Here is a 25,821-nt window from a genome sequence, read left to right on the forward strand (position 1 = left end):
ACGCTGCGCGTCATGATGGATCTTCGCCCGGTCGGATATGTGATTGGAATGCTGGTCGCCATTCTGGGGGCGACCATGCTGCTGCCTATGCTTGCCGACATGATCGAGGGGCGGGGCGAGTGGCATGTCTTTCTTGAAAGCGCGATCATCACCGTTCTGACCGGCGTTGTCCTTGCGCTGAGCTGCGCCAATGGTGTGGGCGAAGGTCTGACCATCCGTCAGACCTTTTTGCTGACCTCGGGTGTCTGGGTGGCACTGCCGGTGTTCGGAGCAATTCCGTTTCTGTTTGGCGAGACCGAGCTGCGCTTTGTCGACGCGTATTTCGAAGCGATGTCGGGCCTGACCACCACCGGATCGACCGTGATTTCGGGGCTCGATGACCTGCCACAGGGCCTACTGTTGTGGCGAGGGATCCTGCAATGGCTGGGCGGCATCGGGATCATCGTTGTCGCTATGGTGTTCCTGCCTGAGCTGCGGGTCGGTGGTATGCAAATCTTCCGCTCGGAAGGGTTTGAAACCATGGGGAAAATCCTTCCCCGCGCGCAGGAGATCGCGGGCCAGATCTCGCTGATCTACGTGTTCCTGACACTGGCCTGTGGCCTTGTCTATGCGGCCGTCGGGATGGGGTTCTTTGACGCGACAGTCCACGCCATGACCACCATCGCAACGGGGGGATTTTCGAATTACGACAGCTCGTTTGCAACCTTCAGCGGCCCGGCGGAATACGCGGCCTCGGTCTTTATGATCCTCGCGGCATTGCCGTTCGTGCGCTATGTGCAACTGGCCAATGGCAACACCTCGTCGCTATGGCAGGACAGTCAGATCCGCGCCTTTCTGGCAACCATTCTCGTACTGGTCGTCTTGATGTCCGTGTTCCTGACCTCGGTCTTTCCGCACCATTGGGAAAGGGCCCTGCGCGAGTCGTTGTTCAACATCACCTCGATCATCTCGGGCACCGGCTACGCCAGTGTGGACTACATGCTGTGGGGTAGCTTCCCGATCATGCTGTTCTTCCTCATCGGCCTGATCGGAGGCTGCGCCGGATCGACCGCCTGTTCGATCAAGGTGTTCCGTTATCAGCTTCTGTTTGCATCGATCAAAACGCAAATCCGACGCATTCGATCACCGCATGGGGTGTTCGTACCGCTCTATGACGGGCGCCCCGTCAGTCGGGACGTTCTGACCTCGGTCATGAGCTTTTTCATGTTCTTCGTCCTGTCGATGGGGATTTTGTCCTGGGCGCTGGCGCTGACCGGGCTGGACTTCATCACATCCGTTTCGGGTGCTGCGACAGCGCTGGCCAATGTCGGACCGGGCCTAGGGAACCAAATTGGCCCGGCGGGTAATTTTGCCGGTCTAAACGACACCGCAAAATGGCTGTTGACCGCAGGCATGCTGGTCGGCCGGCTTGAGTTGCTGGCCGTTTACGCAATCTTTACCGTCCAATTCTGGAGAGACTGATGAAAAGACCCCTTGGCGCGCAAATCTCCCATATGCTGAGGGATCGCGGCGTGGATGTGATTTTCGGCATTCCCGGCGTCCATAATCAAGAAATGTACCGCGGCATTGAAGAGGCCGGGATCACCCATGTGCTGGCCCGGCATGAGCAGGGCGCGGGTTTCATGGCCGATGGCTATGCGCGGGCGACAGGCAAGCCGGGCGTTGCCTATGTGATCACCGGTCCGGGGCTGTGCAACATCATGACACCGATGGGGCAGGCCTATAGCGACTCGGTCCCGATGCTGGTGCTGTCATCCTGTCTGGATGAGACGCAGGCGCAGCGCGGTCAGTTGCATCAGATGAAGGACCAGCAAGGCGCAGCGGGTACTGTCACGGATTGGTCGGCGCAAGCGAACACTGCGCAGGCTGCCTATGGTCTGGTTGAGCGCGCGTTTGAGGAATTCGAACTTTCTCGTCCGCGGCCAAAGCACATACAGGTGCCGATTGCACAGCTTGAGGGCGATGCGGATCCCGCGCCATTCCCGAACCAACCGGCCTTGCGCCCCAAGGTGTTTGCCCCGGACGTCGCGCCGGTTGTGTCCTTGTTGAACATTTCCAAACGGCCCTTGTTCATTCTGGGGGGTGGCTGCCGGTCCAACGAATGGCGGCAAATTCTGACGCAGCTGGGTGCAGCTTGTTTCACGACTTACGCAGGGCGTGGCATGGTTGGGGCGAACTATCCTCTGGATTTTGGGTCGATGCTGCCTCGGCCCGGCAGCGCCGAGGTGATCGCCTCAGCCGATCTGGTGATCGCTGTTGGGGCCGAGTTGGGCGAGGTTGATCTCTGGAGAGAAGAGCTTGGCCATTCGGCGCATCTGGTCCGCGTCGACTTGGACCCCGAGGTCCTGTCCGACCGCCACCGCTCCGCCGTCAAAATTCAGGCCGACAGTGCCAGCTTTGCCCGCGCCTTGTGGGCTGTCACCGAAAGCGCCAAACCTGCGACAGGCTGGACGGCTGAGGAAGTTGCCGAGGCGCGCGCCCGTTGGCGGGCCGAGGTCGATGCTGAGCGCCCGCGTATCGTGCCCGTCGCTGATGCGCTACGCGCCGCGATGCCTGCCGACACCATGATCTATTCCGACATGACCCAATTCGCCTATGCCGCGAAAGAGGTCTGGGATATGGCCTATCCCCATCATTGGCACCATCCGACCGGCTTTGGCACATTGGGCTACGCTTTGCCTGCCGGTATTGGGGGCGCGGTGGCGCGGCGGGGACGGCCAACGGCGGTAATCGCCGGGGACTATGGGTTCCAGTACACGATGCAAGAACTGGGCGTGGCGGTGGAACTGGGCCTGCCGTTGCCGATTATCCTCTGGGACAACGGCAAGCTGAAAGAGATCGAGGACAGCATGGTCCGCAGTCAGATTGCGCCTAACGCTGTTGTGGCGCGTAATCCTGATTTCTGCAAACTGGCCGAGGCGTTCGGGGCGCTATCCAGAGCGCCGAAAACTGTGGATGAGATGCAGGAGGCGGTAAACGCCGCGTTTCAGGCCTCGGGACCGACATTGATCTACGTGACGCCGGACATTCTTTAGTCGGGAAACTGGAAAGCCGCCGCGCAGATGCGCAGCGGCTTTTCAAAATTTTAGACGCTTTTAGTCCCAGCAATGCACCAGAACAGTCATCCCATTGGCGCGGCGGCTCAGCTCGTTGGGTGAGATTTCAGCCGTCTCTTGTGCCGCTTGACCCGTGATACCTGCTTGGGTCAGGACGTCGTTCAGCCCTTCGGTCGAAACCGCCAGACTGACCGAGCGGGGCAAGGTGCGGTCTTCGGACGGGGAGGGCAGCAGCATGCCAACCACGCTGCCACTGTCGTCAAAGACCGGACCACCGGCATCGCCCGGTTGGGCGGCCAGAGCAAGACGTTTCACACCGGATTCACCGTTCAGGCCGCGCACGTCCGCGATTTGGCCGAAGGTCAGCGTTGGCGCGCCCAAAGCCCCTTCGTAAGAGAAGCCTGAGACCGCGACCTCGGACTGAATACGCGGTTGATCCGTGCGGAACTCGGCCACGTTGATCGGGGCAAGCGACTTGCGCGGACGCAGGACGGAAACACCCAGATCGGCATCCGTCCAGGCCACTTGAAGCTCCTGATCGCCGTCCAGCGTGACACGGCTGCAGCTGTCGGCGGCCTCGGATACGGTCAGGACGGTGCCGGACGCATCCGCAAAGAAGCCCGAGCGAGACAGGCGCGGTTTGCGAACCTGAAGGCCCGAGACCAGATCGACGCGCTGCTCAGCATCTGCGCCTGCGCTGGAATCCAGAACCGCGTCGGTGGTGGCAAAGCTGGCCTTCATCGCAGCCAGAACACGGGCACGGCGGGCCTCATCGCCCTCGGGCCAGACCAGCGTGAAGCCTTTGATCTTGCCATCTTTCAGCGCCGCTTCGGTGTAAGAGACGATGCCTTTGCCGCGCCCTTCCAGAGTAAAGCGATCACCGCGCAGCTCTCGTGGGCCAACCAGCGGCACGATTTCCAGCGACTGCATGACCTCATACAGCGCGCGCAGGGTGGATTTACTGCCCTCCTGACTGATCAGCAGCGCCTGTGCGTTCAGGTCGGATGTGCTTTGGAAATGCGCAAAAGGGGCCTCATAGCGGTCAAAGGCAATGGCCACCAAAGGCAGATCAACCGAGATACCGGCCTGATCGTCCGTGTATCGCGCCATCCCGACGCTGATCAGCGGAGCGTTATAGTCCTCGATCAATGCGGCGCGCTGGACAGTGGTCAGAACGCCGGTCGCCTCATATCCGTTGAAGCTCTGCCAGTCGGACATGGAACGGCGCGTACCTTGGCCGAAGGCTCCGTCGATGGTCGAGTTGTAGAATCCGGCAGCCTGAAGTGCAGTCTGTAGGTCTTTGCGTTCCTGCGACGTGAGCAAACGTTCGGATTGTAACGCCTGCGAGCGGGTTTCATCCGACGGCTGCGGGGTTGCGTCTGACAGCGTGTCGACAGTGAGCTGTTCGGGTTCGACCGGTGGAACAAGGGTGCCACGGTTCAGCACATTTGCCCCGATCGGCCAGTACTGCTGCCGCAGGGAACTTGAGAAGGTGATGAAACTGTCGCGAGGAATTTGTCCTTCGGCGCGGTAAACCCGCAGCACCTGTTCCGCGTCGCTGCGCAGGTAGGGGCCGATCACAATGGCGTACCAACCGCTGCCCAGGCGAAAGCCGTTCACGTCAGGCAGTGCGCGGGCGTAATCCTGCGCACGATCCTGTGCCTCACGCAGGGATGGCTGCGCCTCGACCTGAACCCAGACGCCCTGATCTTGCTGGGCGGTTGCGGCGCGCAGGCCGACCAATAGAAACAATAAAATTGCCGTAAATACTCGTGTCATTTTCTGCCCGTTTATGCAGTTTTGATGCTTTTGCTCAGAATACCCGATTTCGGGTGGCGAAAGCCATGGCGAGAATGCGGGGAATTTGCGGTGTGGCAGCGCAGATACAGCAGGGACCTATTGGCCCGTTGACGCCCCTCGGCCCCTTGCATAGGAAGGGCCAAACCCATCGGAACCGGGCGCAGGCGCGCCTAAAGGGAATGTCATGACCGATCAGTCCAGCGCACCTCGTTCTTTTCAGGAGATCATCCTGCGGCTTCAGACCTATTGGGCCTCGAAAGGCTGTGCGATTTTGCAGCCTTATGACATGGAGGTCGGGGCAGGGACGTTCCACCCGGCGACAACCCTGCGCGCGCTGGGGTCCAAGGCATGGGCTGCGGCCTATGTTCAACCCTCGCGCCGTCCAACCGACGGGCGGTATGGTGAGAACCCGAACCGTCTGCAGCACTACTATCAGTATCAGGTTCTGATCAAACCCAGCCCGCCGGACCTGCAAGAACTGTATCTGGGCAGCCTCGAGGCCATCGGCATCGACATGGAGCTGCATGACATCCGTTTTGTCGAGGACGACTGGGAAAGCCCGACCCTCGGCGCTTGGGGCCTAGGGTGGGAGGTCTGGTGCGACGGCATGGAAGTCAGCCAGTTCACTTATTTCCAGCAGGTCGGTGGTCATGATTGCACGCCGGTCTCCGGGGAACTGACCTATGGTTTGGAGCGTTTGGCGATGTATGTGTTGGGCATCGACCATGTGATGGACATGCCGTTCAACGACCCTCAGTCCCCAAGCCCGCTGACATACGGTGACATCTTCAAGCAGACCGAAGAGGAATACGCCCGCTGGAACTTTGATGTGGCCAACACCGAGGTTCTGCTGCGTCATTTCGAAGAGGCCGAGGCCGAATGCGCCACCATTCTGGCGCAACAGCATCATGATCCAAAAACAGGCAAGCGCATCGTGATGGCGCACCCTGCCTATGATCAGTGCATTAAGGCCAGCCACATCTTCAACCTGCTGGACGCGCGCGGGGTGATCTCGGTGACCGAACGGCAGGCGTACATCGGCCGTGTCCGGGCGCTGGCCAAGCAATGCGCGGATGCGTTTGTCCTGACTGAGGCCGCCGGGTACGAGGCCTGATGCAGCGTTCAGGCCAATCCGGGCAGCAATGCCTTGAGGCCGTCAGAAATCATGCCGATGGCAATGGCCGAGAGGATCATACCCATGAAGCGGCTCATGATGACGCGTGCGTTGCTCGAAAGACGATTGGACAGCCATGGGGCATTCCAGAACGTAACCAGAAGCAAGGAGACGACGGTCAGGAATACACCTGCGAAAACAACAGCTTCAAGCGGCTTGTTGACGTGATGAGCGTACAGGATCAGGGTTGTGATGGTGCCCGGACCGACCAGAATGGGAAAGGCCAGCGGGTAGAACGCGACTGTGTCAGGCGCAGGATAGGCCTCTTTTTCTCCGTCCGTCCCGTGATGCGAGGTGCTTTCGTTGCCGTTCAGCATGTTCAGGCCGATCATCAGCACAACCAACCCTCCGGCGACGCGCAGATGGTCCACGCTGATTCCGAACAGGCTCAGCGTCTGACTGCCAATGGCTGCGAACGCGCCGCCCAGGACCAGACAGTAGAGCGCGGTTTTGACTGCGACTTTACGTTGATCCGCAGGGGGCAGGTCCTGCGTAACACTCAGGAACACAGGCAGGTTGGTGATCGGGTTCATGATCGCAAACAGTGCACCAAAGAACCCAACGGCGAGGGTCGATTCCATGAAAACACCCTTGTGGTTTCCAGTTTCCACCCGAAACCTGTCCGATTTTTCAGGAACTTGAAAGAGGCAGCCTAAGACAATGACGGGAAAATTGCTTGCGATCATTCTGGGGCTTTCGGCTGTGATGGCCGGGGCGGGCATGTATTACCTGCAAGTCTACGGCTTTTATTATGAGGTCGAACCGAAGCCCGGACAGGACGTCGCCCTGTTGCCTGTGGATGGCGAAACTCCCCAGCCGATTGCCTATTCTTCTTTCCAGGCGATTGATGCCGATAGCTCTCCGATCCGGTATCGAGCCTGTTTCAACACTGATCTCTCCGAAGAACAGCTGTCCGGCTTCGTGCCTGCTGAGAATGCAGAGCCCCTGACAGCTCCGGGTTGGTTTGATTGCTATGATGCGGCCGCCGTGGCCGAAGCGTTGAAAACCGGGCAGGCGCAGGCCTACATGAGCGCGAAGAATATCCACTACGGAGTCGACCGCATTGTCGCGATCACTGAAGATGGGCGGGGCTTTGTCTGGCATTCCCTGAACAATTGCGGTGAAAAAGCCTATGATGGCACCGTGGTCGGCGAGGAATGCCCACCCAGACCGCAGCAGTAAGGAGACCGCCATGCAGCACGTCGTCGAAATCCCCGAGTTTCTGACGGCGACCTTAGGTTTTGCCGTTTACCTGCTTGGCGCACGGATCAATGATCGCGTCGCCGCACTTCGCAATTTCAACATCCCCGAACCCGTGACCGGAGGGTTGCTGGCTTCGTTTGCCGTTCTGGCGCTGTATTTGATATTCGATCTTGAACTCGCATTCGAGCTGGGTACGCGGGATTTTCTACTGGTCGTATTTTTTGCCGGGATCGGATTGAATGCACGTCTGTCGGACCTGATTTCGGGCGGTAAGCCACTATTTTTGCTTCTGATCCTAACCCTTGTGACGATCGTTATGCAAAACGTGATCGGTGCGGTTGGCGCTTCCATGTTTGGTTATCCGGCGCAGGCGGGTGTTCTGTTCGGCTCGGCGGCGCTGATCGGAGGGCACGGGACCGCAATCGCATGGGCGCCCGAAGTTGCGCGGGCGACAGGGTTGGAAAGCGCGACCGAGCTGGGCGTTGCCGTTGCAACGCTGGGTTTGGTTCTGGCCGCCCTGGTTGGTGGACCGATTGCGCGGTTGCTGGTTGAAGGGCGCAATCTCAGCCCCGACCGTCCAGACGAAGGGCCCAGTGTCGGACTGCCGGACGAAAAAGAGGGCAAATCGCTCGATATCGACCACTTGTCGATCATGCGCATTTTGCTGCATCTAAACCTCGCGATCATTGCGGGCTATTCTCTGAACGAAGCGATCTCGGCTGCTGGTCTCAAGCTGCCGCTGTTTGTGCCGTGTTTGATCATGGGAATCGTCATCGCCAATGTACGCGCCTTAGTGGCACCGTCGGCCCCACCGGTATCGCGCACGCCATCGCTGGCGTTGATCTCGGAATTCGCCTTGGGCGCGTTTCTGGCCATGTCCCTCATGAGCCTTCAGCTTTGGACCATCGCCGAGCTTGGCATGGCCATTGTCGTCATCATGTCCGCCCAGACCCTGTTCACGGTGGTTTTCGTGCTGTGGGTGCTGTTCCCGGTCATGGGCTCAAATTACCGCGCCGCGGTGTTGGCTGCAGGGTTTGGAGGCTTCGCTTTGGGCGCGACCCCCACTGCTATTGCGAATATGACCGCAGTAACCAAGCGATATGGCCCATCGCCTATTGCCTTTATCGTGCTGCCCCTTGTATCCGCATTCTTTGTGGATATCGCCAATGCCATCGTCATCCAGACGATCGTAAATTTCTAAGGACCGAAAATGCCCGACCTGCTGATCGAACTGTTTTCCGAGGAGATCCCCGCGCGTATGCAGACTCGCGCCGGTGAGGACCTGAAAAAGCGGATCACCGATGGTTTGGTCGAGGCCGGTTTGACCTATGCCTCTGCCGCCGCCCGGACGACGCCGCGCCGACTGACCTTGGCAGTCGAAGGGTTGCTGGCGGAAAGCCCCACGATCCGCGAGGAACGCAAAGGCCCCAAGGTCGGGGCACCTGACAAAGCGATCGAAGGCTTCCTGCGCGGTGCTAGTTTGACCCGTGACCAGCTAGAGGAACGCGACACCCCCAAAGGTGCGGTTTATTTCGCCCAGATCGAAAAGCCCGGACGCCCGGCGGCAGAGATCGTGGCCGAGGTGCTTGAGGCCACGATCCGCAACTTTCCATGGCCTAAGTCGATGCGCTGGGGCTCCGGCCCGATGCGATGGGTGCGGCCTCTGCACTCGATCCTGTGCATTCTGACCTATGAGGCGGGCGCGCAAGTCGTTCCGCTTGAGGTCGAAGGCATCACCTCCGGCGACACGACCGAGGGTCACCGGTTCATGGCTCCGAACCGCTTTGCCGTTACCTCGTTCGAGGATTACGCCGCCAAGCTGAAACGCGCCTTTGTGGTGCTGTCGCCTGAGGAACGCGCCGAGCATATCTGGAACGACGCCCAGAACATGGCCTTTGCCGCTGGTCTGGAAGTGGTCGACGACAAGGGCCTGCTGGCCGAGGTCGCTGGTCTGGTCGAATGGCCCGTAGTGCTGATGGGGCAGATCGACGACGAATTCCTCGATCTGCCGCCCGAGGTGCTGCAGACCTCAATGAAAGAGCATCAGAAGTTCTTTTCCGTGAGGAACCCCAAAACCGGTCGGATCGAGCGCTTCATTACCGTCGCCAACCGCGAAACTGCCGACAATGGCGCGACGATTCTGGCCGGGAACCAGAAGGTCCTTTCGGCCCGTCTGGCGGATGCCAAGTTCTTCTGGGAGAACGACCTACGCGTCGCCAAATCGGACGTCGCCCAATGGACCTGCGCGCTGGAGAATGTGACCTTCCACAACAAGCTGGGCACACAGGCGGAGCGCATCGACCGCATCGCCGCACTGGCCCGTGAACTGGCGCCTGTGACCGGAGCGGATGCAGATCAGGCAGAGAAAGCCGCGCGTCTGGCAAAGGCCGACCTGAGTTCCGAGATGGTCTATGAATTCCCCGAACTTCAGGGGCTTATGGGTCGCTATTACGTCGAAGCCGCAGGCGAGGACGCCGCCGTGGCCGCCGTGGCACAGGACCACTACTCGCCGCTTGGCCCGTCAGATGACGTGCCGACCGCACCGCTTTCGGTGACTGTGGCGCTGGCCGACAAGCTGGACACGCTGACCGGGTTCTGGGCGATTGATGAGAAGCCGACCGGTTCGAAAGACCCGTTTGCTCTGCGTCGTGCCGCATTGGGTGTAACTCGATTGATACTCGAAAACGATCTGCGGCTGTCTTTGGATCGGTTCTTTGACAGCCAACTGATACGAGCAGAAAGCGCAATCAATGAGGCGCTGCCGGAGGCTAACGTTCTTGATCTATTGGAAGAAATCGCCGAACGAGGTGTCTTTGGCGCTGCATTCCAGACCGTAAGAGACAGAGTAGACGATTTGCCTGCTACGGCCTTTCTTGAACTTGAGAAAAAGGTCCCAGACGCATCTGACGATCTTCTGTCGTTCTTCCACGACCGCCTCAAAGTCTTCCTCCGCGATGAGGGCATCCGCCACGACATCATCGATGCCTGTATCGCGATGGAGGCTAATGACGACCTCAACTTGCTGGTCAAACGCGCCCGTGCTCTAAACGCGGTGATCGCGACCGAGGATGGGGAAAACCTCGTGCAGGGGTTCAAGCGGGCCAACAACATTCTGACGCAAGCCGAAGAGAAGGACGGGGTCGAATACTCCTACGGCGCGGATGTGAAATTCGCCGAGACCGACAGCGAAAAGGCTCTGTTCTCGGCGCTTGACGCGGCACAGGCGCAGATTGATCCGGCGCTCAAGGCCGAGGATTTCCCGACCGCCATGGCAGCGATGGCCGCGCTGCGCGGGCCGGTGGATGCGTTCTTTGAGGATGTGCAGGTCAACACCGACAATGACATCCTCCGCCGCAACCGTCTGAACTTGCTCAGCCAGATCCGCACGGTCTGTTCCAGCGTTGCCGATCTGACCAAGATCGAAGGCTAAAGGCCCGGGCGCGCGGATTTGCGCGCCCAGATCACCCTTGCGCGACGGGCGCATGGGCCTATGCTGCGGTGAAACCAAAAGGTGCCGCAGTGCAGAATAATCCGCATACAACGCTCATCACGTCCACCGCGCCCGTTGCCCCGCACACCCATGGGGGGCGGGCAAAGTGCCTGCAACGTCTGGTCCGGTTGGAGATGCCGGTGCCGCGCACGGTCGCGTTGTCTTTTGACGCGGTGCAGCGCATCGCCGAAGGACAAATCCCCGATCTGGCCGCAATCCTCGAGCAATTCGAGCCGACGGCCTTGTTGTGTGTGCGTCCCAGTTCCGAGGACCCCGATTGGGGCGGCCCCGGTGCGGTTCTGAATATCGGTATGAACGAAGCGCGGTTTGCCGAGCTGTCGAACTCGATGGGTGATGAGCCTGCCGCCGCCATGTATCTGCGCTTTGTGCAAAGCTATGCGATACATGTGGCGCGTTTGGATGCGGATGTGTTCGACGAGATCGACGAGGATGGTGTCGCGGGGTTGAAGCGTACTCTGCACGCCTATGAGGACGAGACCGATGAGGTTTTCCCTGAGGATCGCGGTGAGCAGTTGATTGGCGTTTTGCGCTCGATGGCGCGGGCGTGGGATGGCACCTCAGCGCGCCTGTTACGTCAGGCCAAGGGCGCTCCGGCCGATGCGGGGTTGGGGCTCGTCATCCAAGAGATGATCCCGGGCGTCGGGCAGGGCGAATGCGGCTCGGGCGTGTTGCAACTGGTGGATCCGACCACCGGGATGCCTCAGATCACCGGACGGTATCTGAGCCAGAGCCAGGGGCGGGATGCGTTGGGCGAAGACGTCTCGGCGCTTTATCTTGAGAAAGACCCGAGGGGGCCGTCGCTGGAAGAAGTGGCTCCTAGTGCATTTGCTGATTTGAAAGCACAGGCCGCTTTGATGCGCGAGAAGCTGCGCGAGGAAATGCAGGTAGAATTCGTGATCCAGAACGGCAATGTGCATATTCTGGACGGCGTGCGCGTTCAGCGGACCTCGCGCGCGGCGATGCGGATTGCAGTGCGGTTGGCTGAAGACGGTATTATCCCGCCACAAGAGGCGGTGATGCGCGTGGACCCTCATGCCCTGAATGAGCTGCTGCACCGGCAAGTCCACCCCGAGGCCGAGCGGGATGTGCTGACCACCGCGATTGGTGCAAGTCCGGGGGCGTCGACCGGCAAGATCGTGTTTACAGCCGCCGAGGCGCAAGCCAGCGCCGCGCGGGGCGAGGCCTGTGTTCTGGTGCGCCGCGAAACCTCTCCCGAGGATGTGCGGGGCATGCATGCCGCCGTTGCCGTTCTGACCGAAAAGGGCGGGATGACCAGCCATGCCGCCGTGATCGGTCGTGGTTTGGGTTTGCCCTGTATCGTCGGCGCGTCCGAGATGCGGTTCCAGACCAAGAAGAAAATGCTGACGACCCCGGATGGGCGAGTGTTCAAGACCGGAGACGTTCTGACGATCGACGGAAGCTCGGGGCAGGTTCTGGCGGGACAGCCCGAGATGCTCGAGGCTGCGCTGGACGACTGTTTCCAGACGCTCATGGGCTGGGCCGACGCCGAGCGGGATATCGAGATCCGCGCCAATGCCGATACCCCTGCGGATGCGCAGACCGCGCGGAACTTTCAGGCGCAGGGCATCGGTTTGTGCCGGACCGAGCATATGTTCTTTGACCCCGGTCGCCTGATCGTGATGCGCGAGATGATCTTTGCGCAGACCTCCTCGGGTCGTGCCGCCGTGTTGGAGCGTTTGCTGCCCATGCAACGCGACGATTTCGTGCAGCTTTTCCGTATCATGGAGGGGCAACCGGTGTGCATTCGTCTGTTCGACCCACCGCTGCACGAATTCCTGCCCACCACCCGCGGCGGCCAGCGCGAACTGGCCGAAGCGCTGGATCTGCCTGTCTCGGATGTAGAGCGTCGTGTCTCCGCAATGACCGAATACAACCCGATGCTGGGTCTTCGCGGGGTTCGCCTGGGTGTTACGGTGCCCGAAATCTACGACATGCAGGCCCGCGCGATCTTTGAAGCCACGCTTGAGGCCCGCAAGAACGGTGCACCGGTCGTGCCTGAGGTGATGATCCCGCTGGTTTCGGCCAAGCGAGAGGTCGAGCTGGTAAAATCTCGCATCGACTCGGTGGCGGCCGCTGTCGCAGCTGAAAAGGGGCAGGAGTTCGAATACCGCCTCGGTGTGATGGTCGAAACGCCGCGCGCCTGCCTGCGCGCTGAAGAGATTGCACCCAACACCGCTTTCTTAAGCTTTGGAACCAACGACCTGACCCAGATGACCTATGGTCTTTCACGCGACGACGCGGGGCGTTTCATGTCGGCCTATGTCCGGCAGGGGGTGTTCACCGAAGACCCGTTCCATGTTCTGGACGCGGACGGGGTGGGCGAATTGCTCAAGCTCGGGTCTGAAAGGGGGCGCGCGGCCCAACCCGATGTGACCCTTTCGGTCTGTGGAGAACACGGCGGAAACCCCGAATCAATCGCCATTTGCCGCGATCTGGGCTTCGACTATGTGTCCTGCTCTCCGTTCCGAGTACCGGTCGCTCGGCTGGCTGCCGCTCAACTGGCAATTTCGTCCAGACTTGGGGGTTGACAGCAGCCTGAAACCCCATGATTAGTGGTCAATAAGCGAACTTGTGGCGGAATTGTTTTTCCCCACGAGCGAATTTCCACTTGTATTTGCCTCTGATCTGGACCTTTGCGCAAGACTGCGCTAAATGCCTCGTCGCGCCCGCCGGGGGAGGGTTTGGCGCGTGAAGTGCCTGTGCGAGGTTATCTGATGCTACGTTACATAATGGCTGTTGCCACATTGGCGGCAACCGTGCTGCCGAGTGCGTCCTACGCTGAGAGGGAAGCTACGGATGCCAATAAGAAAGAACTAGTTGCCCGCAGTGAATTGCCGGGGCAGAGCTTTCGGGACTATCTGAAATTGTTCCAGCCGCGTAAAGTGGTGGAACCGATCAAAGTGTCCTATTCTAAGGATTGGCTGGACCAACAGCCCAAAGCGTCCGGAGATGAAGGCTGGAAATGCCTGTCAGAGGCGCTGTATTTTGAAGCCCGCGGCGAAAGCGTGCGCGGTCAGTTTGCAGTGGCCGAGGTTATCCTGAACCGGGTCAAGAGCAGCCGCTTTCCCGATAGCCTTTGCGGTGTGATCCGTCAGGGGACCGGTAAAAAGTACCAGTGCCAGTTCACCTATACATGTGATGGCCGCAAGGAAGTGATCCACGAGAAGAAAGCCTTTGAGCGTGTCTCGAAAGTCGCCCGCGCGGCGATGGATGGCGTTGCCAAAGAGCTGACTGAAGGGGCGACCCACTATCATACCACTGCGGTCCGCCCGTCCTGGGCGCGGGTCTATAAACAGACGGCGCAGATTGGCGTTCACATCTTCTACCGTCACAATTACCGCACTGCGAGCAACTGAAGCAGGACCGGCGCTGCGTCTTGAAACCAAGGCGCAGCGTATACCATTGCACGCAGAAAAAGCGTCGAAATCAGCAGTTGGAATGGCGTTTGTATGAATGCTATAGGCCCTCGAAACGCCTAGACTGGGCGAATGTTTCAACGAGCCCAAGAAGGCCTGACCCATGAGTTCTGAAATCCGCCTCGCTTTTGCGCACCCCTCTGAACGGTCCGAGGCGACCTCGCCCAGAGGGCCTTTGGATCGCATCTCGTTGCGTGATCATACTGTCGAGGTCGAGATCGGTGCCTTTCAGGCCGAACGCGGCACGACCCAGCGTATCTGTTTCAATATCGTGGTTGAGGTGCGTCCGCTGACCTCGGATATTGACGACGATGTGGATCGTATCCTGTCCTATGACCGCGTGACCGAGGCGATTGCCTATGAACTGGCGGCCGAGCGTCTGAACCTGTTGGAAACGCTGGCCGAACGCGTGGCCGAACGTATCCTGCTGGAGCCGCAAGCGGTTCGCGTTTTTGTCCGGATCGAAAAGCTGGATCGTGGCCCCGGTGCGCTTGGGGTCGAGATCGTGCGCGGCAAGGACGCCGTACACCACGACGTCGTCGAAGAGGAACGCCCGCATCCGCGTCTTGTCTTCCTGTCGAATGAGGCGATGGTCTCGGATAATTTGACCGGCTGGATCGATCAGTTGGAAAACCGTCAGCGTCCCTTGATCCTGTGTGTCGGGGCCTCGGACCTTCCGGTGCCGCAGACCGGTCACGCTATGACCCAGCGCCGCATCGACCTGTTGTCGATCGAACAGAACGCGTGGGTTCTGGCCGCGCGTGATCATCGCTGCGTGGTCGTCTCGACCCGAACCGAACTGGACTGGGCGATGAAGAATGGCCAGATTTGCGTCTGGGCCCCGTCAAAGATCGTTCTGGATGCCGTTGATGGCCCCTCGGCCGCGCCCTCCGACGCGGTCGCGCTGGCGGCATGGTTTGCCGCCACCTTTGAGGCCAGCGAGATGATGGTGATCGGAGGCGCCTTGCCGAAAGAGCCGAAAACGCCCCTGCGCGCTGTGGCCATTGATCAGGCACAATTGTGAGCCGCTACTACCGACCGCTGGTACAGCACGGTACGGCTCGTCCGGATGGAGCCGTGCCTTTGGCCGGGCAGTCGCTCTGGTTCACTCATGCCGCAGTGCTTTCGCGCGATGGAGCGTTTCAGGTCGTAGCCGCAGCGAATATCCCCGCGGATGTGCTACACCGAATCAGCCGACCGCGCGCGGCGCTGTCCGGTTTGGATATGGCGCGCCCTCATATAATGGGTATCCTGAACGCAACGCCTGACAGCTTCTCGGACGGTGGCATCCACAGCTCGATCGAGGCCGCGCAGGCCGGAGCCCTTGAGATGGTCTCACACGGCGCCACGATTCTGGATATCGGCGGAGAATCTACGCGTCCTGGTGCAGATTTCGTCCCAGCAGACCAAGAGATCGCCCGGACCCGCCCGGTGATCGAAGCGATCCGGGCTGAAACGAATGCATTGATCTCAATCGACACCCGCAAGGCCGTTGTGGCCAAAGCGGCTTGCGAGGCCGGGGCGGGGCTGGTCAATGATGTCTCGGGCTTCACCTTCGACCCGGAGCTTGCGCCATTCTGCGCAGGGCTGGGCGCGCCTGTGTGTGTCATGCATATGCAGGGCGATCCCGCGACCATGCAGGACAATCCGGTCTATGAAAACGTCGTGCTGGATGTCTACGATTTCCTGGCCGGTCAGATTGAACGGCTCGAGGCGTTAGGCCTGAACAGAGATCTGATCATCGTCGATCCCGGCATCGGTTTCGGCAAAACCGAGGAGCACAATCTGACCCTGCTACGTAACCTAAGCCTGTTCCATGGTCTAGGCTGCCCGATTCTACTGGGTGTCTCGCGCAAGGGCTTTATCGGCTCCATCGGGCAGGAGCCGCGAAAAACCGCACGCGCGCCGGGATCAATCGCGGTTGCTCTGGACGGATTGTCCCAAGGCGTGCAGATCCTTCGGGTCCATGACGTTGCCGAGACAGCTCAGGCCTTGCGCCTATGGGCTGCCGTCCGTTAATCCGGTCACAAGCAAATTTTACGGAGAGTCGACTATGCGCAAGCTGTTCGGAACTGACGGTGTGCGAGGCACAGCTAATACGCATCCGATGACAGCAGAAATGGCCTTGCGCATAGGTGCGGCGGTTGGGCGTTATTTTCGCCGTGATACGACTGGGGTTCACCGCGTGGTCATCGGCAAGGACACGCGACTGTCTGGCTATATGCTGGAAAACGCGCTGACGGCGGGATTGACCTCGACCGGTATGAACGTGTTGCTGCTGGGTCCGGTGCCGACCCCTGCGGTGGGTCTGATGACCCAATCCATGCGCGCGGATCTGGGCGTCATGATTTCGGCCAGCCACAATCCAGCGGAAGATAACGGTATCAAGTTCTTCGGGCCTGACGGATATAAACTCTCAGATCAGGCCGAGCTTGAAATTGAGCGTTTGATCGAAGAAGGCGTCAACCCCGCTCAGGCGCAAAATATCGGGCGTGCCCGCCGGGTTGATGACGCGCGGTTCCGCTATGGCGAGCGGGTCAAATCCTCGCTTCCGCGCGATGTGCGTCTGGATGGTTTGAAAGTGGTGATCGACTGCGCCAACGGTGCCGCCCACCGCACGGCGCCCGAGGTCCTGTGGGAGCTTGGCGCCGAAGTTATCCCGATGGGCGTGTCGCCGAACGGCAAGAACATCAATCTCGAATGTGGTTCAACCAAGCCGCGCGTGGCTGCAGAAACCGTTGTGTCGCATGGCGCGGATGTGGGTATCTGCCTCGATGGCGACGCGGATCGGGTTGTCGTTATTGATGAAAATGGCAAGGTTGCCGATGGCGATCAACTGATGGCCCTGTTGGCCGGGGCTTGGGCTCGGGCTGAGCAGCTGCGTGGTGGTGCCCTGGTAGCGACGGTCATGTCCAACCTCGGGCTGGAACGGCATCTGCAAGGGCAAGGCCTGCGGCTGGAGCGGACAGCGGTCGGGGATCGGTATGTCGTAGAACGGATGCGCCAGGGTGGCTTTAACCTTGGTGGCGAGCAATCCGGCCATATCGTCATGAGCGACTATGCCACAACTGGCGACGGCCTGATGGCTGGGCTGCATTTCTTATCGGAGATGGTTCTGAGCGGACGCAAAGCTTCTGAGCTTGCGCAGCAGTTTGAAAAGGTTCCTCAGCTGTTGAAAAACGTACGCTACCAACAGGGTCAACTGCCGCTTGAGGTGGCCAGCGTTCAAGCAGCGATTGCCGATGCCGAAGCGCGCCTCAACGGGCAGGGTCGTTTGCTGATCCGCAAGTCAGGGACCGAGCCTCTGATCCGCGTCATGGCTGAATGCGAGGACGCCACCCTGTTGGCGCAGGTGGTTGATGGCATCGTGGCCGAGGTTGAGGCGGCGGCGTACTAGCGGCCCATCAGAGCTTTGCGCAGGCTGAACCACTGGCTGATGGCCATGCCCGTCAGGATCAAGGTCAGTGCGATGTAGAATCGCAGGGGCAGGGCTTCGGACAGAATCCATGCTCCGAAAACCATCGACCAGACGGGGACCTGATAATTCACGAGGGTCAAAAACACCGACCCTGCGCTACGCGTGATCGAAACGCGTAAGAGGTTTGCCAAGGCCGTCGGAACAAGGCCCAAGACGATCAGAGCCAGAGTGGGACGGGTGCTTTGCCAGTCGGGCAGCCCTTCGGTCATCAGCATAATCGGAAGCAGGAGCGCGGCTCCCACCAGCAATGTCAGGGCCGCTAGTGCAACCGGATCAATCGGAGGGCATCGCCGCGTCAGGATGGATGAAACCGCATAGCACAATGCCGCCGTGATGCAGGCCATTTGCGCAAGCGGCTCGGTTCCTTGGCCCAATTGCAAAAGCCCCGGACCTATCAATACCAATGCTCCGGAAAACCCAAGGCACACCCCCAAAAAGCGCCGCAGGTTGAGCGGTTCGTCCGAGAAGAAATGCGCAAGTGGCAGCACCATCAAGGGGATGGCCGCCATCGACAGGCCTGCGAAAGCCGAAGGCACGAATTGCTGTCCCCAGCTGAGCAGCATGAACGGTATCGCCGTGGACAGCAGGCCAATCAAGATGATCGAGCCGCCAAGCGCCGGAGTGAGGGTTGGAAACCGGCGTCCGGTGATCCGCATCAGCAAAAGCAGCGTCAAAGCGCCAAGCGTAGTGCGGGACGTTGCAACCGTGATCGGGCCATACCCCTCAAGCGCCATGGCCACGACCATGAATGTACCGCCCCAGATAAGGCCAAGAGAGAAGACGCCGATCCAATCCTGTTTTGTGGGCTGGGACACCATGGTAGTACCTGTGATATAGGGTTAAATCGTCTTTTATCAAGATCTTATGGGTTGAAATTTAAGTGGGTGCAAATGAAAAAGGGCGGCCATGTGGGCCGCCCTTTCGCCGACGGAGCCGGGCTTAGTTCTTTTCTTTGTCGACCATTTTACCGGCCGAGATCCAGGGCATCATGGCGCGCAGTTTGGCACCGGTTTCCTCGATCATGTGCTCGTCATTGGCACGGCGCGACGCTTTGATGGTCGGCTGGCCAACAGCGTTTTCCAGCATAAAGTCACGAACGAATTTACCCTGCTGGATGTCGTTCAGAACCTCTTTCATACGCGCTTTGGTCTCGTCGTATTTTAGGATACGTGGGCCGGTGACGTACTGGCCGTACTCAGCCGTGTTCGAGATCGAGTAATCCATGTTGGCGATGCCGCCTTCGTAGATCAGGTCAACAATCAGCTTCACTTCGTGCAGACACTCGAAATAGGCCATCTCGGGCGCGTAGCCCGCTTCGACCAGAGTTTCAAAGCCGCAGCGGATCAGCTCTACCAGGCCACCGCACAGAACGGCCTGTTCGCCGAACAGGTCGGTTTCGCATTCTTCACGGAAGTTGGTCTCGATGATGCCCGAGCGACCGCCACCGATGGCCGAGCAGTAGGACAGACCGATTTCCAACGCTTTGCCGGTTGCGTCGTTGTTGACGGCAACAAGGCACGGCACGCCGCCGCCTTTGGTGTATTCGCCACGTACAGTGTGGCCGGGGCCTTTGGGGGCCATCATGATGACGTCGACGCCTTCTTTCGGCTCGATCAGGCCGAAATGGACGTTCAGGCCGTGGGCGAATGCAATGGCCGAGCCGGGCTTGATGTTGTCATGCACATATTTCTTGTAGGTCTCAGCCTGCAATTCGTCGGGCATGGTGAACATGATGACATCGCACCATGCGGCCGCTTCGGCGATACCCATGACCTCCAGACCTTCAGCTTCGGCTTTCTTGGCCGAGGGCGAACCTTCGCGCAGAGCAACAACGAGGTTCTTCGCACCCGAGTCGCGCAGGTTCAGCGCGTGCGCGTGGCCTTGCGAGCCATAGCCCAGGATGGCAACTTTTTTGTCTTTGATCAGGTTGATGTCGCAATCGCGATCGTAATAGACGCGCATTTCGCTGGTCCTTTCTGTTTCGATTGCTGTGCTTTTAGCCTGAGCCTTTGGTATTGGCGATAGGGTTGAGATTGAGTATTTGTAAAAAAGATGAAGAATAATTCTCTGAATTGTGGAAACGTGAAAAAATCATGCTTGATGATGTTGATCGGCGGATACTGCGCCATTTTCAGGCGGAGCCAAGCCTGACAACAGCGGATCTTGCCGAACGGTGCCGCATCAGTTCGGGTGTTTGCTGGCGACGGATCGAAAAAATGCAGGCGGCAGGGGTGATTGAAGGCCAAGAGGCCGTGATCGACTGGGCTGCTTTGGGCTACGCGGTTGAGGTCTCTTTGCGGATCACGCTGGACAAGACGCAGGCGCGGGCGTTTGACGAATTCACCGCGGCCGCGCGCGAGGTTGCCGAGGTGATCGAAATTCAGACCTTCCTTGGCCGCGTGGATATGCGCCTTTCGGTTTTGGCGCGGGATATGGCGCACTATCAGCAGGTCTATCGGGACCGCATTCTGACCCTACCGCATATCGCCGATATCGAGGCCTTGATGCACATCGCGCGCCTCAAACGAGACGAGGTGCTGCCAGTATGATCGAGCTGGATGAGATCGACCGCAAGATCCTGCGCGCGCTGGTTCAGGACGCAACCCAAAGCGCCGGCGCGCTTGGGCGTCGTCTGGACCTGTCGCAACCCGCCACGTGGCGGCGCATTCGCCGGCTGGAAGAGGCGGGCGTAATCAAGGGCCGTCGTCTTCGCCTGAATGCCGAGGCTTTGGGGTTCGGCGTCACCGTCTTCCTAGGAGTTAAACTGGCACGCAAGGGTCAGGTGAGTCTTGAGGATTTCGAACGCGCCGTCAGCGCCATCCCCGAGGTACAGACCGTCGAGCACGTTCTGGGGTTATACGATTACCGCCTGCGCGTGGTGGCGCGAGATCTGTCGGATTTCGAACGGGTCCTGCGGCGGCGGATCATGACCCTTCCGGGTGCCGGCGATGTCGAGGCAAATGTTTTGCTCAGCGAAGAACGTTTGCCCGGACCGATCGGCTGAACGGGATCAGTATTTGGTGCGGATGCAGAAGCCCGGATGATGCGTCATCCGCGCAAAGGTCAGGGGTTTTTCATCCTTCCAGGTTGTGCGCTCCAATTGAATCATCGACGTGCCTGCGGTGGTGCCCATGAACTCGGCCAATCGGCTGTCGGCTGACACGGCGCAAAAGGCAACCTCGGCATCGGTGAACGGTGCTGCATTCAGCAGCCATTCGTGCGGGCCATTGTCGCTCAGGTCGGCCTGCTCGACTTCGGGGACGGTTTCTAGGTTGATCCAGCGCTCTTCTAACTGAAACGGTCTGTTGTCGGAGTAGTGCATGCAAATGACGTGCAGGATGCGCGCATCTGGCGCGACGCTGAGCTGCGATGCCAGCCAGCCGGGGCTGGTGACAACGTTGCGCTCGACCAGGGCATAGCGATACGCCGCGTTCTGGTTTTCAACCACCTGACGAGTCAACGAAAACTCCAGCTTGGCATGTTTGCTGGGCTCTTTCTTGACGCGTGTTCCGCTTTTGCGTTTGCGTTCGACGACCCCTTGATCGGCCAGTTCGCGCAGGGCGCGGTTGACGGTCGCGCGGGCGCAATTGAATTCTTCCGCCAGCTGGGTCTCGGTAGGCAGCAATGATCCCTGAGGCCAAATTCGGCTTTCGATCCTGCGCTTTACCTCATCTCGAACACTCTGAAAGCTGATCCGCTTATTTGCAGTCACGGGTTTTAATTTCCCTTCGTTTTAAAAGTGTATGCATCTGGGCAGAAGCACGCAGAAGTGTAAAGGGTGTGTGATACTAGTTGGCGTCAATACTAAAATAATGGTGTGTTTGAGTGTTAATTTTTACTGAAAAACAAAGGTGACTTTGCGTCACCTTTTCGTCGGAAATGCGCTTTACCCGAAATGATAATGTGTTGAAGGTGCCGTCAACAATGATTGAAAGGACATCAAATGCCCGCCTTGCTGGATTCCATCGACCCAAATGGCCTCGAAGAATTTTCGGTTGTGTTCACGGACCGATCCCTGAATCATATGTCTGCGAGCTTTCAGCAGGTGATGCGCGATATCTCGGGCATGCTGAAACAGGTCTACAATGCGGATGGCGTTGCCATCATCCCCGGTGGTGGCACCTATGGGATGGAGGCCGTGGCCCGTCAATTTGCCCGTGATGCCAATGTCTTGGTGGTGCGCAACGGGTGGTTTTCCTACCGTTGGAGCCAGATTATCGAAAACGGCGCTCTGACTGGATCGGTCACGGTGATGAAGGCGCGTGAGACAGGCAACGACAGTCCTTCGCCGTTTGCGCCCGCACCAATTGACGATGTGGTTGCGACGATCCGCGAGCAGCGCCCGGATGTGGTGTTTGCCCCGCATGTGGAAACCTCGGCCGGGGTGATTCTTCCGGATGACTTTGTCTCGGCCATGGCCGCAGCAGCGCATGAGGTCGGCGCGCTGATGGTTCTGGATTGCATCGCGTCGGGCTGCGTGTGGGTCGACATGAAGGCCACCGGTGTGGACGTTCTGATCTCGGCCCCGCAGAAAGGGTGGAGCGCGTCGCCTTGTGCTGGTCTGGTCATGCTCTCGGACCGGGCCGAGGCGCGGTTGCAGGACACCCAGTCCGACAGCTTTGCCATTGATCTCAAGAAGTGGCGGCAAATCATGCAGGCTTATGAGGATGGTGGTCATGCCTATCACGCGACCATGCCAACCGACGCGCTGCGCGCGTTCCGCGATACGATGGCCGAGACGCAGGACTACGGCTTTGAAAAATTGCGTGAGGCGCAATGGGCCTTAGGCAATGGCGTACGCGCGATGCTGAAGGACAAGGGCATCGTTTCAGTCGCGGCCGAGGGCTTTGGCGCTCCGGGCGTTGTGGTCAGCTATACGGCCGACCCCGAGATCCAGAACGGCAAGAAATTCGCCGCTTTGGGGATGCAGATCGCGGCTGGCGTGCCTCTGCAATGTGATGAGCCTGCCGGTTTCAGCACGTTCCGGTTGGGTCTGTTTGGGCTCGACAAGCTCTATGATGTCGATGGCACGATTGCGCGTTTGAAGCGCGTGTTGGATCAGGTTCTGTAAGCCACTGGGCCTCAGCGCATACCGAGGCCCATCTGCATCAACGTTTTGCGCACCGGCGCCATGGAATAAAGCGCGTTGAGGCCCATAGCACGCGCGTCCCTCAGGGGCCGCGCCTCAAGCATAGAGGTGCGGTTCAGAAGGTCGATGCCTTTGACCCGCAGTTCGATCTCGGTATGGCGGGCTTTGTGGTAGGCCTCAAGCATCTGTGCGTCGCCCAGACCTTCTGGCCGGGCCTGTGCGAGGTCCAGCAGAGTACGCAGATCGCCCAATGACATGTTCAGACCCTGCGCGCCGATGGGCGGCACGACATGCGCGGCTTCGGCCATCAGGGCAATACGTTCGCCCGACAGCCGTTCGGCGGATTGGCTGATGATCGGCCAGATTGTGCGGCGTGAGGCCAGCTTCAAAGGTCCAAACAACCCGCAGGAGCGTTCTGTCATCGCGGCCTCAAAGGCGTCCGCGTCGAGGTTCAGCAGTTCGACCGCGCGCGGGCCGCGCTCCATCCAGACGATGGCCGACGATGCTTGACCCTGCCAATCGGGCAAGGGCACCAGGGTGAATGGCCCGCCAGAGCGGTGGATCTCGGTCGAGACATTCTCATGTGCAATGGGGTGTGTCACCGCAAAGGCCAGGGCCTTTTGGCCGTAACGCGTGGTGTGAACGGAAATCCCGGCGGCTTCACGCATCGGTGAGTCGCGCCCGTCCGCGGCGATCACCAACTTGCAGCGGATGCGGCTGCCGTCGCTCAGCCCTACTCGGGCCTCGGCGGTACGAGTGAACAGGCTGACCGTCGCGGTGCCAGGACGGAAATCGACATTGGTCAGTTCTGACAGACGCGCAACCATCTCGCGCCGCAGTAGCCAGTTGGGCAGGTTCCAGCCAAAGGGTTGCTCGGAAATGTCCGAGGCGTTGAAGTCCCGCACAACGCGCGGTTCGGGAATGTCTCCGCCTGCGTCAACGATCCGCATGACTTGCAGCGGTGCGGCGTGGCTGTCCAGCCGGTCCCACAATCCGCATTGTTCCAGCAAAATGCGGGAGGGTTGCAGAAACGCGGTGGTCCGCAGGTCGGAGCCATCCACGTCGCGTTCGGTGATTGGCGGTGTTGGGTCTACGCATACCACTTTATACCCAGCGGCGCCGAATGCGGCGGCAGCGGTCAGCCCGGCGATGCCGCCGCCGGAAATCAGGATATCACAGCTGTCAGTCATGGCGCATTCTCCGTTCCCGGCAAAACCTAGTTCGGTTCATGCCCCTGCGCCAAGCGACATCCTGTCCCGCGTGTCAGCCCCGCGAAATCAGGATGAGGACCAGAAACATCACCGGAACCATCATCAGTGCAGGGATGTATAGGCCCGGCAGACCAAACAGCAATGCCGAACAGCCCCACATGCTCACAATCGCAGCGGCGGTATAGCCCAGGTCCTCGGGGCGGCCATCGGCCACGTCGCGGGCCATCCAGCCAAAGAGGGGAATTGCAAAGAGAAGGCGCTGCCAAATCGGCAGGCGCTGCGGCATCATTGTCGCGGTCATCAGGGTCTCCGTTCTGTTCGTCGCAGACCGGCATATAGGGATGATTTTGCAGCTGCAGAATATACAGATCGTCGCAGTGTGACAGCCTATCGCAGGCGGGCGAGAAAGGCGGTCAGATCGTCGGTATGATGGTGGATATGATCGGCATCATGCGGGTCGGGTGCGACGTGAACCGTGCGCATTCCCATCTCATGTGGGGCAGCCAGATTTCGCGGGTCGTCTTCGAACATCGCGGCCGTCTCCGCTGTGATCCCGTCCTGTGTAAAGATTGCCTCGAACGCGGCCTTTTCGGGTTTAGGCCGATATCCGGCATGCTCGACCCCGTAGATGGCATCAAACAGACCGGTCAGCCCACGCGCTTCAAGGACACGCTCGGCATAAGGGGCGCTGCCATTGGTGTAGACGATGCGGCGACCGGGCAGGGCGCGTATGTGGTCAGCCAGTTCGGTGTCTGGGTCCATATGGCTCAAGTCGACTTGGTGAACCGCATGCAGGTAAGGGTCGGGGTCCAGATCATGCTCGGCCATTAAACCAGCCAGAGTGGTTCCGTATTCACGCCAGTAGTGCCCGCGCAGACGGTCAGCCTCGGCCCGGTCGACGCCGATGGCTTGCACGACGTAATCCGTCATCAACACCTCGATCTGATCGAACAGGCGCATCTGCGGCGGGTAGAGGGTGTTGTCCAAATCGAACACCCATTGCGTGACGTGGCTGAAGGACGGTTTAACCATGCCTTGGGTGTAGGGCGCTGCGGGCGAGTTTTCAATGCCGCACTTGATTGCAGGCGGTCAGGACGGATAGACAGGTTCGAACGAGGAGACCAATCGCCCCATGCCCCAATCCAGACACCCCAGCAAAGACGCGTATACGCTGATACTCGACGCCATTGATGTCGGTATCTACAAGCCCGGAGATCGTCTGGTCGAAAGCGAATTGGCCGAACGGTTTGGTGTATCCCGCACCCCCATTCGCGAAGCGCTGCAACGTCTGGAAACGCAGTCTCTGCTGGAACGGGACGGGCGGTCGCTGATCGTGGCATCCCTGAACCACAATCAGATGGCCGAGCTTTACATCGTGCGGCGCGAGTTGGAGGGGTTGGCCGCAAGCCTCGCGGCTAAACATGCGACCGAGGAAGAAATTCGCGTGTTGCAGGAGATGGTCGCCGAGGATGATGCGCTGGTCGATGATCCGGCGGCTCTGTCGCGCGCGAATCGACGGTTTCACGAGCAGATCCATCTGGCCTCGCACAACCGTTATCTGGTGCAGCAACTGGACCTTGTGCATCGGACCATGGCGCTGATGGCGACCACGTCTCTGGCGGCGCAAGGGCGCAGTGAAATCGCGCAGAGCGAACATAAGGGTATCGTCGAAGCCATCGCCGCGCGGGACGAAGAGGGCGCGGCGAAAGCGCTGAAAGAGCATATCTCGGTCGCGTTCATGACCCGTTTGAAGCAGGATGCGATCCGGCGCGACGGCTAAAGCGTTTTGCGTTATTCTCAGGTAAAGTTTTCGAAATGCGCGTTCGACCGTAGGGAGAGGCAGCGTATTTCGATTCAAATCA

General features: G+C 59.6%; 23 protein-coding genes. 15 read left to right on the forward strand and 8 right to left on the reverse strand.

Annotation, left to right across the window (positions count from 1 at the left end; genetic code table 11):
* Positions 1 to 12 precede the first annotated feature (12 nt).
* Together ACR0B5_RS07390 and ACR0B5_RS07395 are read left to right on the forward strand one after the other, a co-directional pair.
* A complete protein-coding gene (locus ACR0B5_RS07390; RefSeq protein ID WP_480539580.1) occupies positions 13 to 1,461 on the forward strand; it encodes a TrkH family potassium uptake protein in 1,449 nt (482 codons plus the stop codon).
* Positions 1,461 to 3,035, forward strand: coding sequence for a 5-guanidino-2-oxopentanoate decarboxylase (locus ACR0B5_RS07395; protein ID WP_170642234.1), 1,575 nt, complete (start codon positions 1,461 to 1,463; stop codon positions 3,033 to 3,035). The genes ACR0B5_RS07390 and ACR0B5_RS07395 overlap by 1 nt, the downstream gene beginning before the upstream one ends.
* Before the next feature lie 60 nt (positions 3,036 to 3,095).
* Here the strand turns inward: ACR0B5_RS07395 and ACR0B5_RS07400 are convergent, their stop codons facing one another.
* Positions 3,096 to 4,835, reverse strand: a complete 1,740-nt coding sequence (locus ACR0B5_RS07400) for a serine protease (protein WP_480539582.1) — start codon at positions 4,833 to 4,835, stop codon at positions 3,096 to 3,098.
* A gap of 205 nt (positions 4,836 to 5,040) precedes the next feature.
* On the opposite strand from ACR0B5_RS07400, the gene ACR0B5_RS07405 reads away from it, so the two are divergent.
* Positions 5,041 to 5,970, forward strand: a complete 930-nt coding sequence (locus tag ACR0B5_RS07405; protein WP_480539584.1) for a glycine--tRNA ligase subunit alpha — start codon at positions 5,041 to 5,043, stop codon at positions 5,968 to 5,970.
* Between the two features lie 8 nt (positions 5,971 to 5,978).
* On the opposite strand, the gene ACR0B5_RS07410 is transcribed toward ACR0B5_RS07405, so the two are convergent.
* Complete coding sequence (locus ACR0B5_RS07410; RefSeq protein ID WP_480539586.1) at positions 5,979 to 6,611, reverse strand: MarC family protein; 633 nt, start codon at positions 6,609 to 6,611, stop codon at positions 5,979 to 5,981.
* Between the two features lie 79 nt (positions 6,612 to 6,690).
* On the opposite strand from ACR0B5_RS07410, the gene ACR0B5_RS07415 reads away from it, so the two are divergent.
* The 8 genes from ACR0B5_RS07415 to glmM all read left to right on the forward strand — a co-directional run bounded on the left by ACR0B5_RS07415 (position 6,691) and on the right by glmM (position 17,578).
* The gene (locus tag ACR0B5_RS07415; RefSeq protein ID WP_480539588.1) at positions 6,691 to 7,212 is read left to right on the forward strand and encodes a DUF6446 family protein; all 522 of its coding nucleotides are present in this window, start codon (positions 6,691 to 6,693) and stop codon (positions 7,210 to 7,212) included.
* Positions 7,213 to 7,222: 10 nt separating this feature from the next.
* Entirely contained in the window at positions 7,223 to 8,434 is a 1,212-nt protein-coding gene (gltS, locus tag ACR0B5_RS07420) for a sodium/glutamate symporter (RefSeq protein WP_480539590.1), read from the forward strand.
* A 9-nt stretch (positions 8,435 to 8,443) separates the two neighbouring features.
* Entirely contained in the window at positions 8,444 to 10,663 is a 2,220-nt protein-coding gene (gene glyS / locus ACR0B5_RS07425) for a glycine--tRNA ligase subunit beta (protein ID WP_480539592.1), read from the forward strand.
* A 68-nt stretch (positions 10,664 to 10,731) separates the two neighbouring features.
* Positions 10,732 to 13,293, forward strand: a complete 2,562-nt coding sequence (locus ACR0B5_RS07430; protein ID WP_480539594.1) for a putative PEP-binding protein — start codon at positions 10,732 to 10,734, stop codon at positions 13,291 to 13,293.
* Positions 13,294 to 13,479: 186 nt separating this feature from the next.
* The gene (locus tag ACR0B5_RS07435; protein ID WP_480539596.1) at positions 13,480 to 14,121 is read left to right on the forward strand and encodes a cell wall hydrolase; all 642 of its coding nucleotides are present in this window, start codon (positions 13,480 to 13,482) and stop codon (positions 14,119 to 14,121) included.
* Between the two features lie 163 nt (positions 14,122 to 14,284).
* Positions 14,285 to 15,205 carry a dihydroneopterin aldolase gene (locus ACR0B5_RS07440; protein ID WP_480539598.1) on the forward strand — a complete coding sequence of 307 codons (921 nt, stop codon included), beginning with the start codon at positions 14,285 to 14,287 and terminating at the stop codon, positions 15,203 to 15,205.
* Positions 15,202 to 16,200 (forward strand): dihydropteroate synthase, encoded by a 999-nt coding sequence (folP, locus tag ACR0B5_RS07445; protein WP_480539600.1) that lies wholly within the window; start codon positions 15,202 to 15,204, stop codon positions 16,198 to 16,200. The genes ACR0B5_RS07440 and folP overlap by 4 nt, the downstream gene beginning before the upstream one ends.
* Positions 16,201 to 16,234: 34 nt before the next feature.
* A complete protein-coding gene (glmM, locus tag ACR0B5_RS07450) occupies positions 16,235 to 17,578 on the forward strand; it encodes a phosphoglucosamine mutase (RefSeq protein ID WP_480539602.1) in 1,344 nt (447 codons plus the stop codon).
* On the opposite strand, the gene ACR0B5_RS07455 is transcribed toward glmM, so the two are convergent.
* Together ACR0B5_RS07455 and ilvC are read right to left on the reverse strand one after the other, a co-directional pair.
* Positions 17,575 to 18,477, reverse strand: coding sequence for a DMT family transporter (locus ACR0B5_RS07455; protein ID WP_480539604.1), 903 nt, complete (start codon positions 18,475 to 18,477; stop codon positions 17,575 to 17,577). The genes glmM and ACR0B5_RS07455 overlap by 4 nt on opposite strands.
* Before the next feature lie 121 nt (positions 18,478 to 18,598).
* Complete coding sequence (ilvC, locus tag ACR0B5_RS07460; RefSeq protein ID WP_170457922.1) at positions 18,599 to 19,621, reverse strand: ketol-acid reductoisomerase; 1,023 nt, start codon at positions 19,619 to 19,621, stop codon at positions 18,599 to 18,601.
* Positions 19,622 to 19,752: 131 nt separating this feature from the next.
* Here ilvC and ACR0B5_RS07465 point away from each other — a divergent pair, with 131 nt between their 5' ends.
* Both ACR0B5_RS07465 and ACR0B5_RS07470 read left to right on the forward strand, forming a co-directional pair.
* Entirely contained in the window at positions 19,753 to 20,208 is a 456-nt protein-coding gene (locus ACR0B5_RS07465) for an Lrp/AsnC family transcriptional regulator (protein WP_480539606.1), read from the forward strand.
* Positions 20,205 to 20,663 (forward strand): Lrp/AsnC family transcriptional regulator, encoded by a 459-nt coding sequence (locus tag ACR0B5_RS07470; protein WP_170376412.1) that lies wholly within the window; start codon positions 20,205 to 20,207, stop codon positions 20,661 to 20,663. Before ACR0B5_RS07465 ends, ACR0B5_RS07470 begins: the two co-directional genes overlap by 4 nt.
* 6 nt (positions 20,664 to 20,669) lie before the next feature.
* Here the strand turns inward: ACR0B5_RS07470 and ACR0B5_RS07475 are convergent, their stop codons facing one another.
* The gene (locus ACR0B5_RS07475; protein WP_170470049.1) at positions 20,670 to 21,371 is read right to left on the reverse strand and encodes a GntR family transcriptional regulator; all 702 of its coding nucleotides are present in this window, start codon (positions 21,369 to 21,371) and stop codon (positions 20,670 to 20,672) included.
* A 231-nt stretch (positions 21,372 to 21,602) separates the two neighbouring features.
* Between ACR0B5_RS07475 and ACR0B5_RS07480 the strand changes: the two genes are divergently transcribed.
* The gene (locus ACR0B5_RS07480; RefSeq protein WP_480539608.1) at positions 21,603 to 22,730 is read left to right on the forward strand and encodes an aminotransferase class V-fold PLP-dependent enzyme; all 1,128 of its coding nucleotides are present in this window, start codon (positions 21,603 to 21,605) and stop codon (positions 22,728 to 22,730) included.
* 11 nt (positions 22,731 to 22,741) lie between these two features.
* Here the strand turns inward: ACR0B5_RS07480 and ACR0B5_RS07485 are convergent, their stop codons facing one another.
* The 3 genes from ACR0B5_RS07485 to ACR0B5_RS07495 all read right to left on the reverse strand — a co-directional run bounded on the left by ACR0B5_RS07485 (position 22,742) and on the right by ACR0B5_RS07495 (position 24,991).
* Positions 22,742 to 23,938 carry a UbiH/UbiF family hydroxylase gene (locus tag ACR0B5_RS07485; protein WP_480539610.1) on the reverse strand — a complete coding sequence of 399 codons (1,197 nt, stop codon included), beginning with the start codon at positions 23,936 to 23,938 and terminating at the stop codon, positions 22,742 to 22,744.
* Positions 23,939 to 24,011: 73 nt separating this feature from the next.
* Entirely contained in the window at positions 24,012 to 24,260 is a 249-nt protein-coding gene (locus ACR0B5_RS07490) for a hypothetical protein (RefSeq protein ID WP_170470040.1), read from the reverse strand.
* 86 nt (positions 24,261 to 24,346) lie between these two features.
* The gene (locus tag ACR0B5_RS07495) at positions 24,347 to 24,991 is read right to left on the reverse strand and encodes a pyrimidine 5'-nucleotidase (RefSeq protein WP_170642214.1); all 645 of its coding nucleotides are present in this window, start codon (positions 24,989 to 24,991) and stop codon (positions 24,347 to 24,349) included.
* Between the two features lie 100 nt (positions 24,992 to 25,091).
* Here ACR0B5_RS07495 and ACR0B5_RS07500 point away from each other — a divergent pair, with 100 nt between their 5' ends.
* Positions 25,092 to 25,739 carry a GntR family transcriptional regulator gene (locus ACR0B5_RS07500; protein ID WP_170470033.1) on the forward strand — a complete coding sequence of 216 codons (648 nt, stop codon included), beginning with the start codon at positions 25,092 to 25,094 and terminating at the stop codon, positions 25,737 to 25,739.
* Positions 25,740 to 25,821: the final 82 nt, after the last annotated feature.

It is taken from the genome of Ruegeria sp. AG1 (assembly GCF_056541705.1).

Bases quoted from the DNA above. Each gene is read 5' to 3' on its own strand.
- ACR0B5_RS07490 (WP_170470040.1), bottom strand. From the start codon at position 24,260: ATGACCGCGACAATGATGCCGCAGCGCCTGCCGATTTGGCAGCGCCTT.
- ACR0B5_RS07480 (WP_480539608.1), top strand. From the start codon at position 21,603: ATGCCCGCCTTGCTGGATTCCATCGACCCAAATGGCCTCGAAGAATTT.
- ACR0B5_RS07470 (WP_170376412.1), top strand. From the start codon at position 20,205: ATGATCGAGCTGGATGAGATCGACCGCAAGATCCTGCGCGCGCTGGTT.
- ACR0B5_RS07395 (WP_170642234.1), top strand. From the start codon at position 1,461: ATGAAAAGACCCCTTGGCGCGCAAATCTCCCATATGCTGAGGGATCGC.
- ACR0B5_RS07500 (WP_170470033.1), top strand. From the start codon at position 25,092: ATGCCCCAATCCAGACACCCCAGCAAAGACGCGTATACGCTGATACTC.
- ACR0B5_RS07440 (WP_480539598.1), top strand. From the start codon at position 14,285: ATGAGTTCTGAAATCCGCCTCGCTTTTGCGCACCCCTCTGAACGGTCC.
- glmM (WP_480539602.1), top strand. From the start codon at position 16,235: ATGCGCAAGCTGTTCGGAACTGACGGTGTGCGAGGCACAGCTAATACG.
- ACR0B5_RS07390 (WP_480539580.1), top strand. From the start codon at position 13: ATGATGGATCTTCGCCCGGTCGGATATGTGATTGGAATGCTGGTCGCC.
- ACR0B5_RS07415 (WP_480539588.1), top strand. From the start codon at position 6,691: ATGACGGGAAAATTGCTTGCGATCATTCTGGGGCTTTCGGCTGTGATG.
- ACR0B5_RS07400 (WP_480539582.1), bottom strand. From the start codon at position 4,835: ATGACACGAGTATTTACGGCAATTTTATTGTTTCTATTGGTCGGCCTG.
- ACR0B5_RS07410 (WP_480539586.1), bottom strand. From the start codon at position 6,611: ATGGAATCGACCCTCGCCGTTGGGTTCTTTGGTGCACTGTTTGCGATC.
- ACR0B5_RS07495 (WP_170642214.1), bottom strand. From the start codon at position 24,991: ATGGTTAAACCGTCCTTCAGCCACGTCACGCAATGGGTGTTCGATTTG.
- ACR0B5_RS07455 (WP_480539604.1), bottom strand. From the start codon at position 18,477: ATGGTGTCCCAGCCCACAAAACAGGATTGGATCGGCGTCTTCTCTCTT.
- ilvC (WP_170457922.1), bottom strand. From the start codon at position 19,621: ATGCGCGTCTATTACGATCGCGATTGCGACATCAACCTGATCAAAGAC.
- ACR0B5_RS07405 (WP_480539584.1), top strand. From the start codon at position 5,041: ATGACCGATCAGTCCAGCGCACCTCGTTCTTTTCAGGAGATCATCCTG.
- glyS (WP_480539592.1), top strand. From the start codon at position 8,444: ATGCCCGACCTGCTGATCGAACTGTTTTCCGAGGAGATCCCCGCGCGT.
- ACR0B5_RS07465 (WP_480539606.1), top strand. From the start codon at position 19,753: ATGCTTGATGATGTTGATCGGCGGATACTGCGCCATTTTCAGGCGGAG.
- ACR0B5_RS07485 (WP_480539610.1), bottom strand. From the start codon at position 23,938: ATGACTGACAGCTGTGATATCCTGATTTCCGGCGGCGGCATCGCCGGG.
- ACR0B5_RS07435 (WP_480539596.1), top strand. From the start codon at position 13,480: ATGCTACGTTACATAATGGCTGTTGCCACATTGGCGGCAACCGTGCTG.
- gltS (WP_480539590.1), top strand. From the start codon at position 7,223: ATGCAGCACGTCGTCGAAATCCCCGAGTTTCTGACGGCGACCTTAGGT.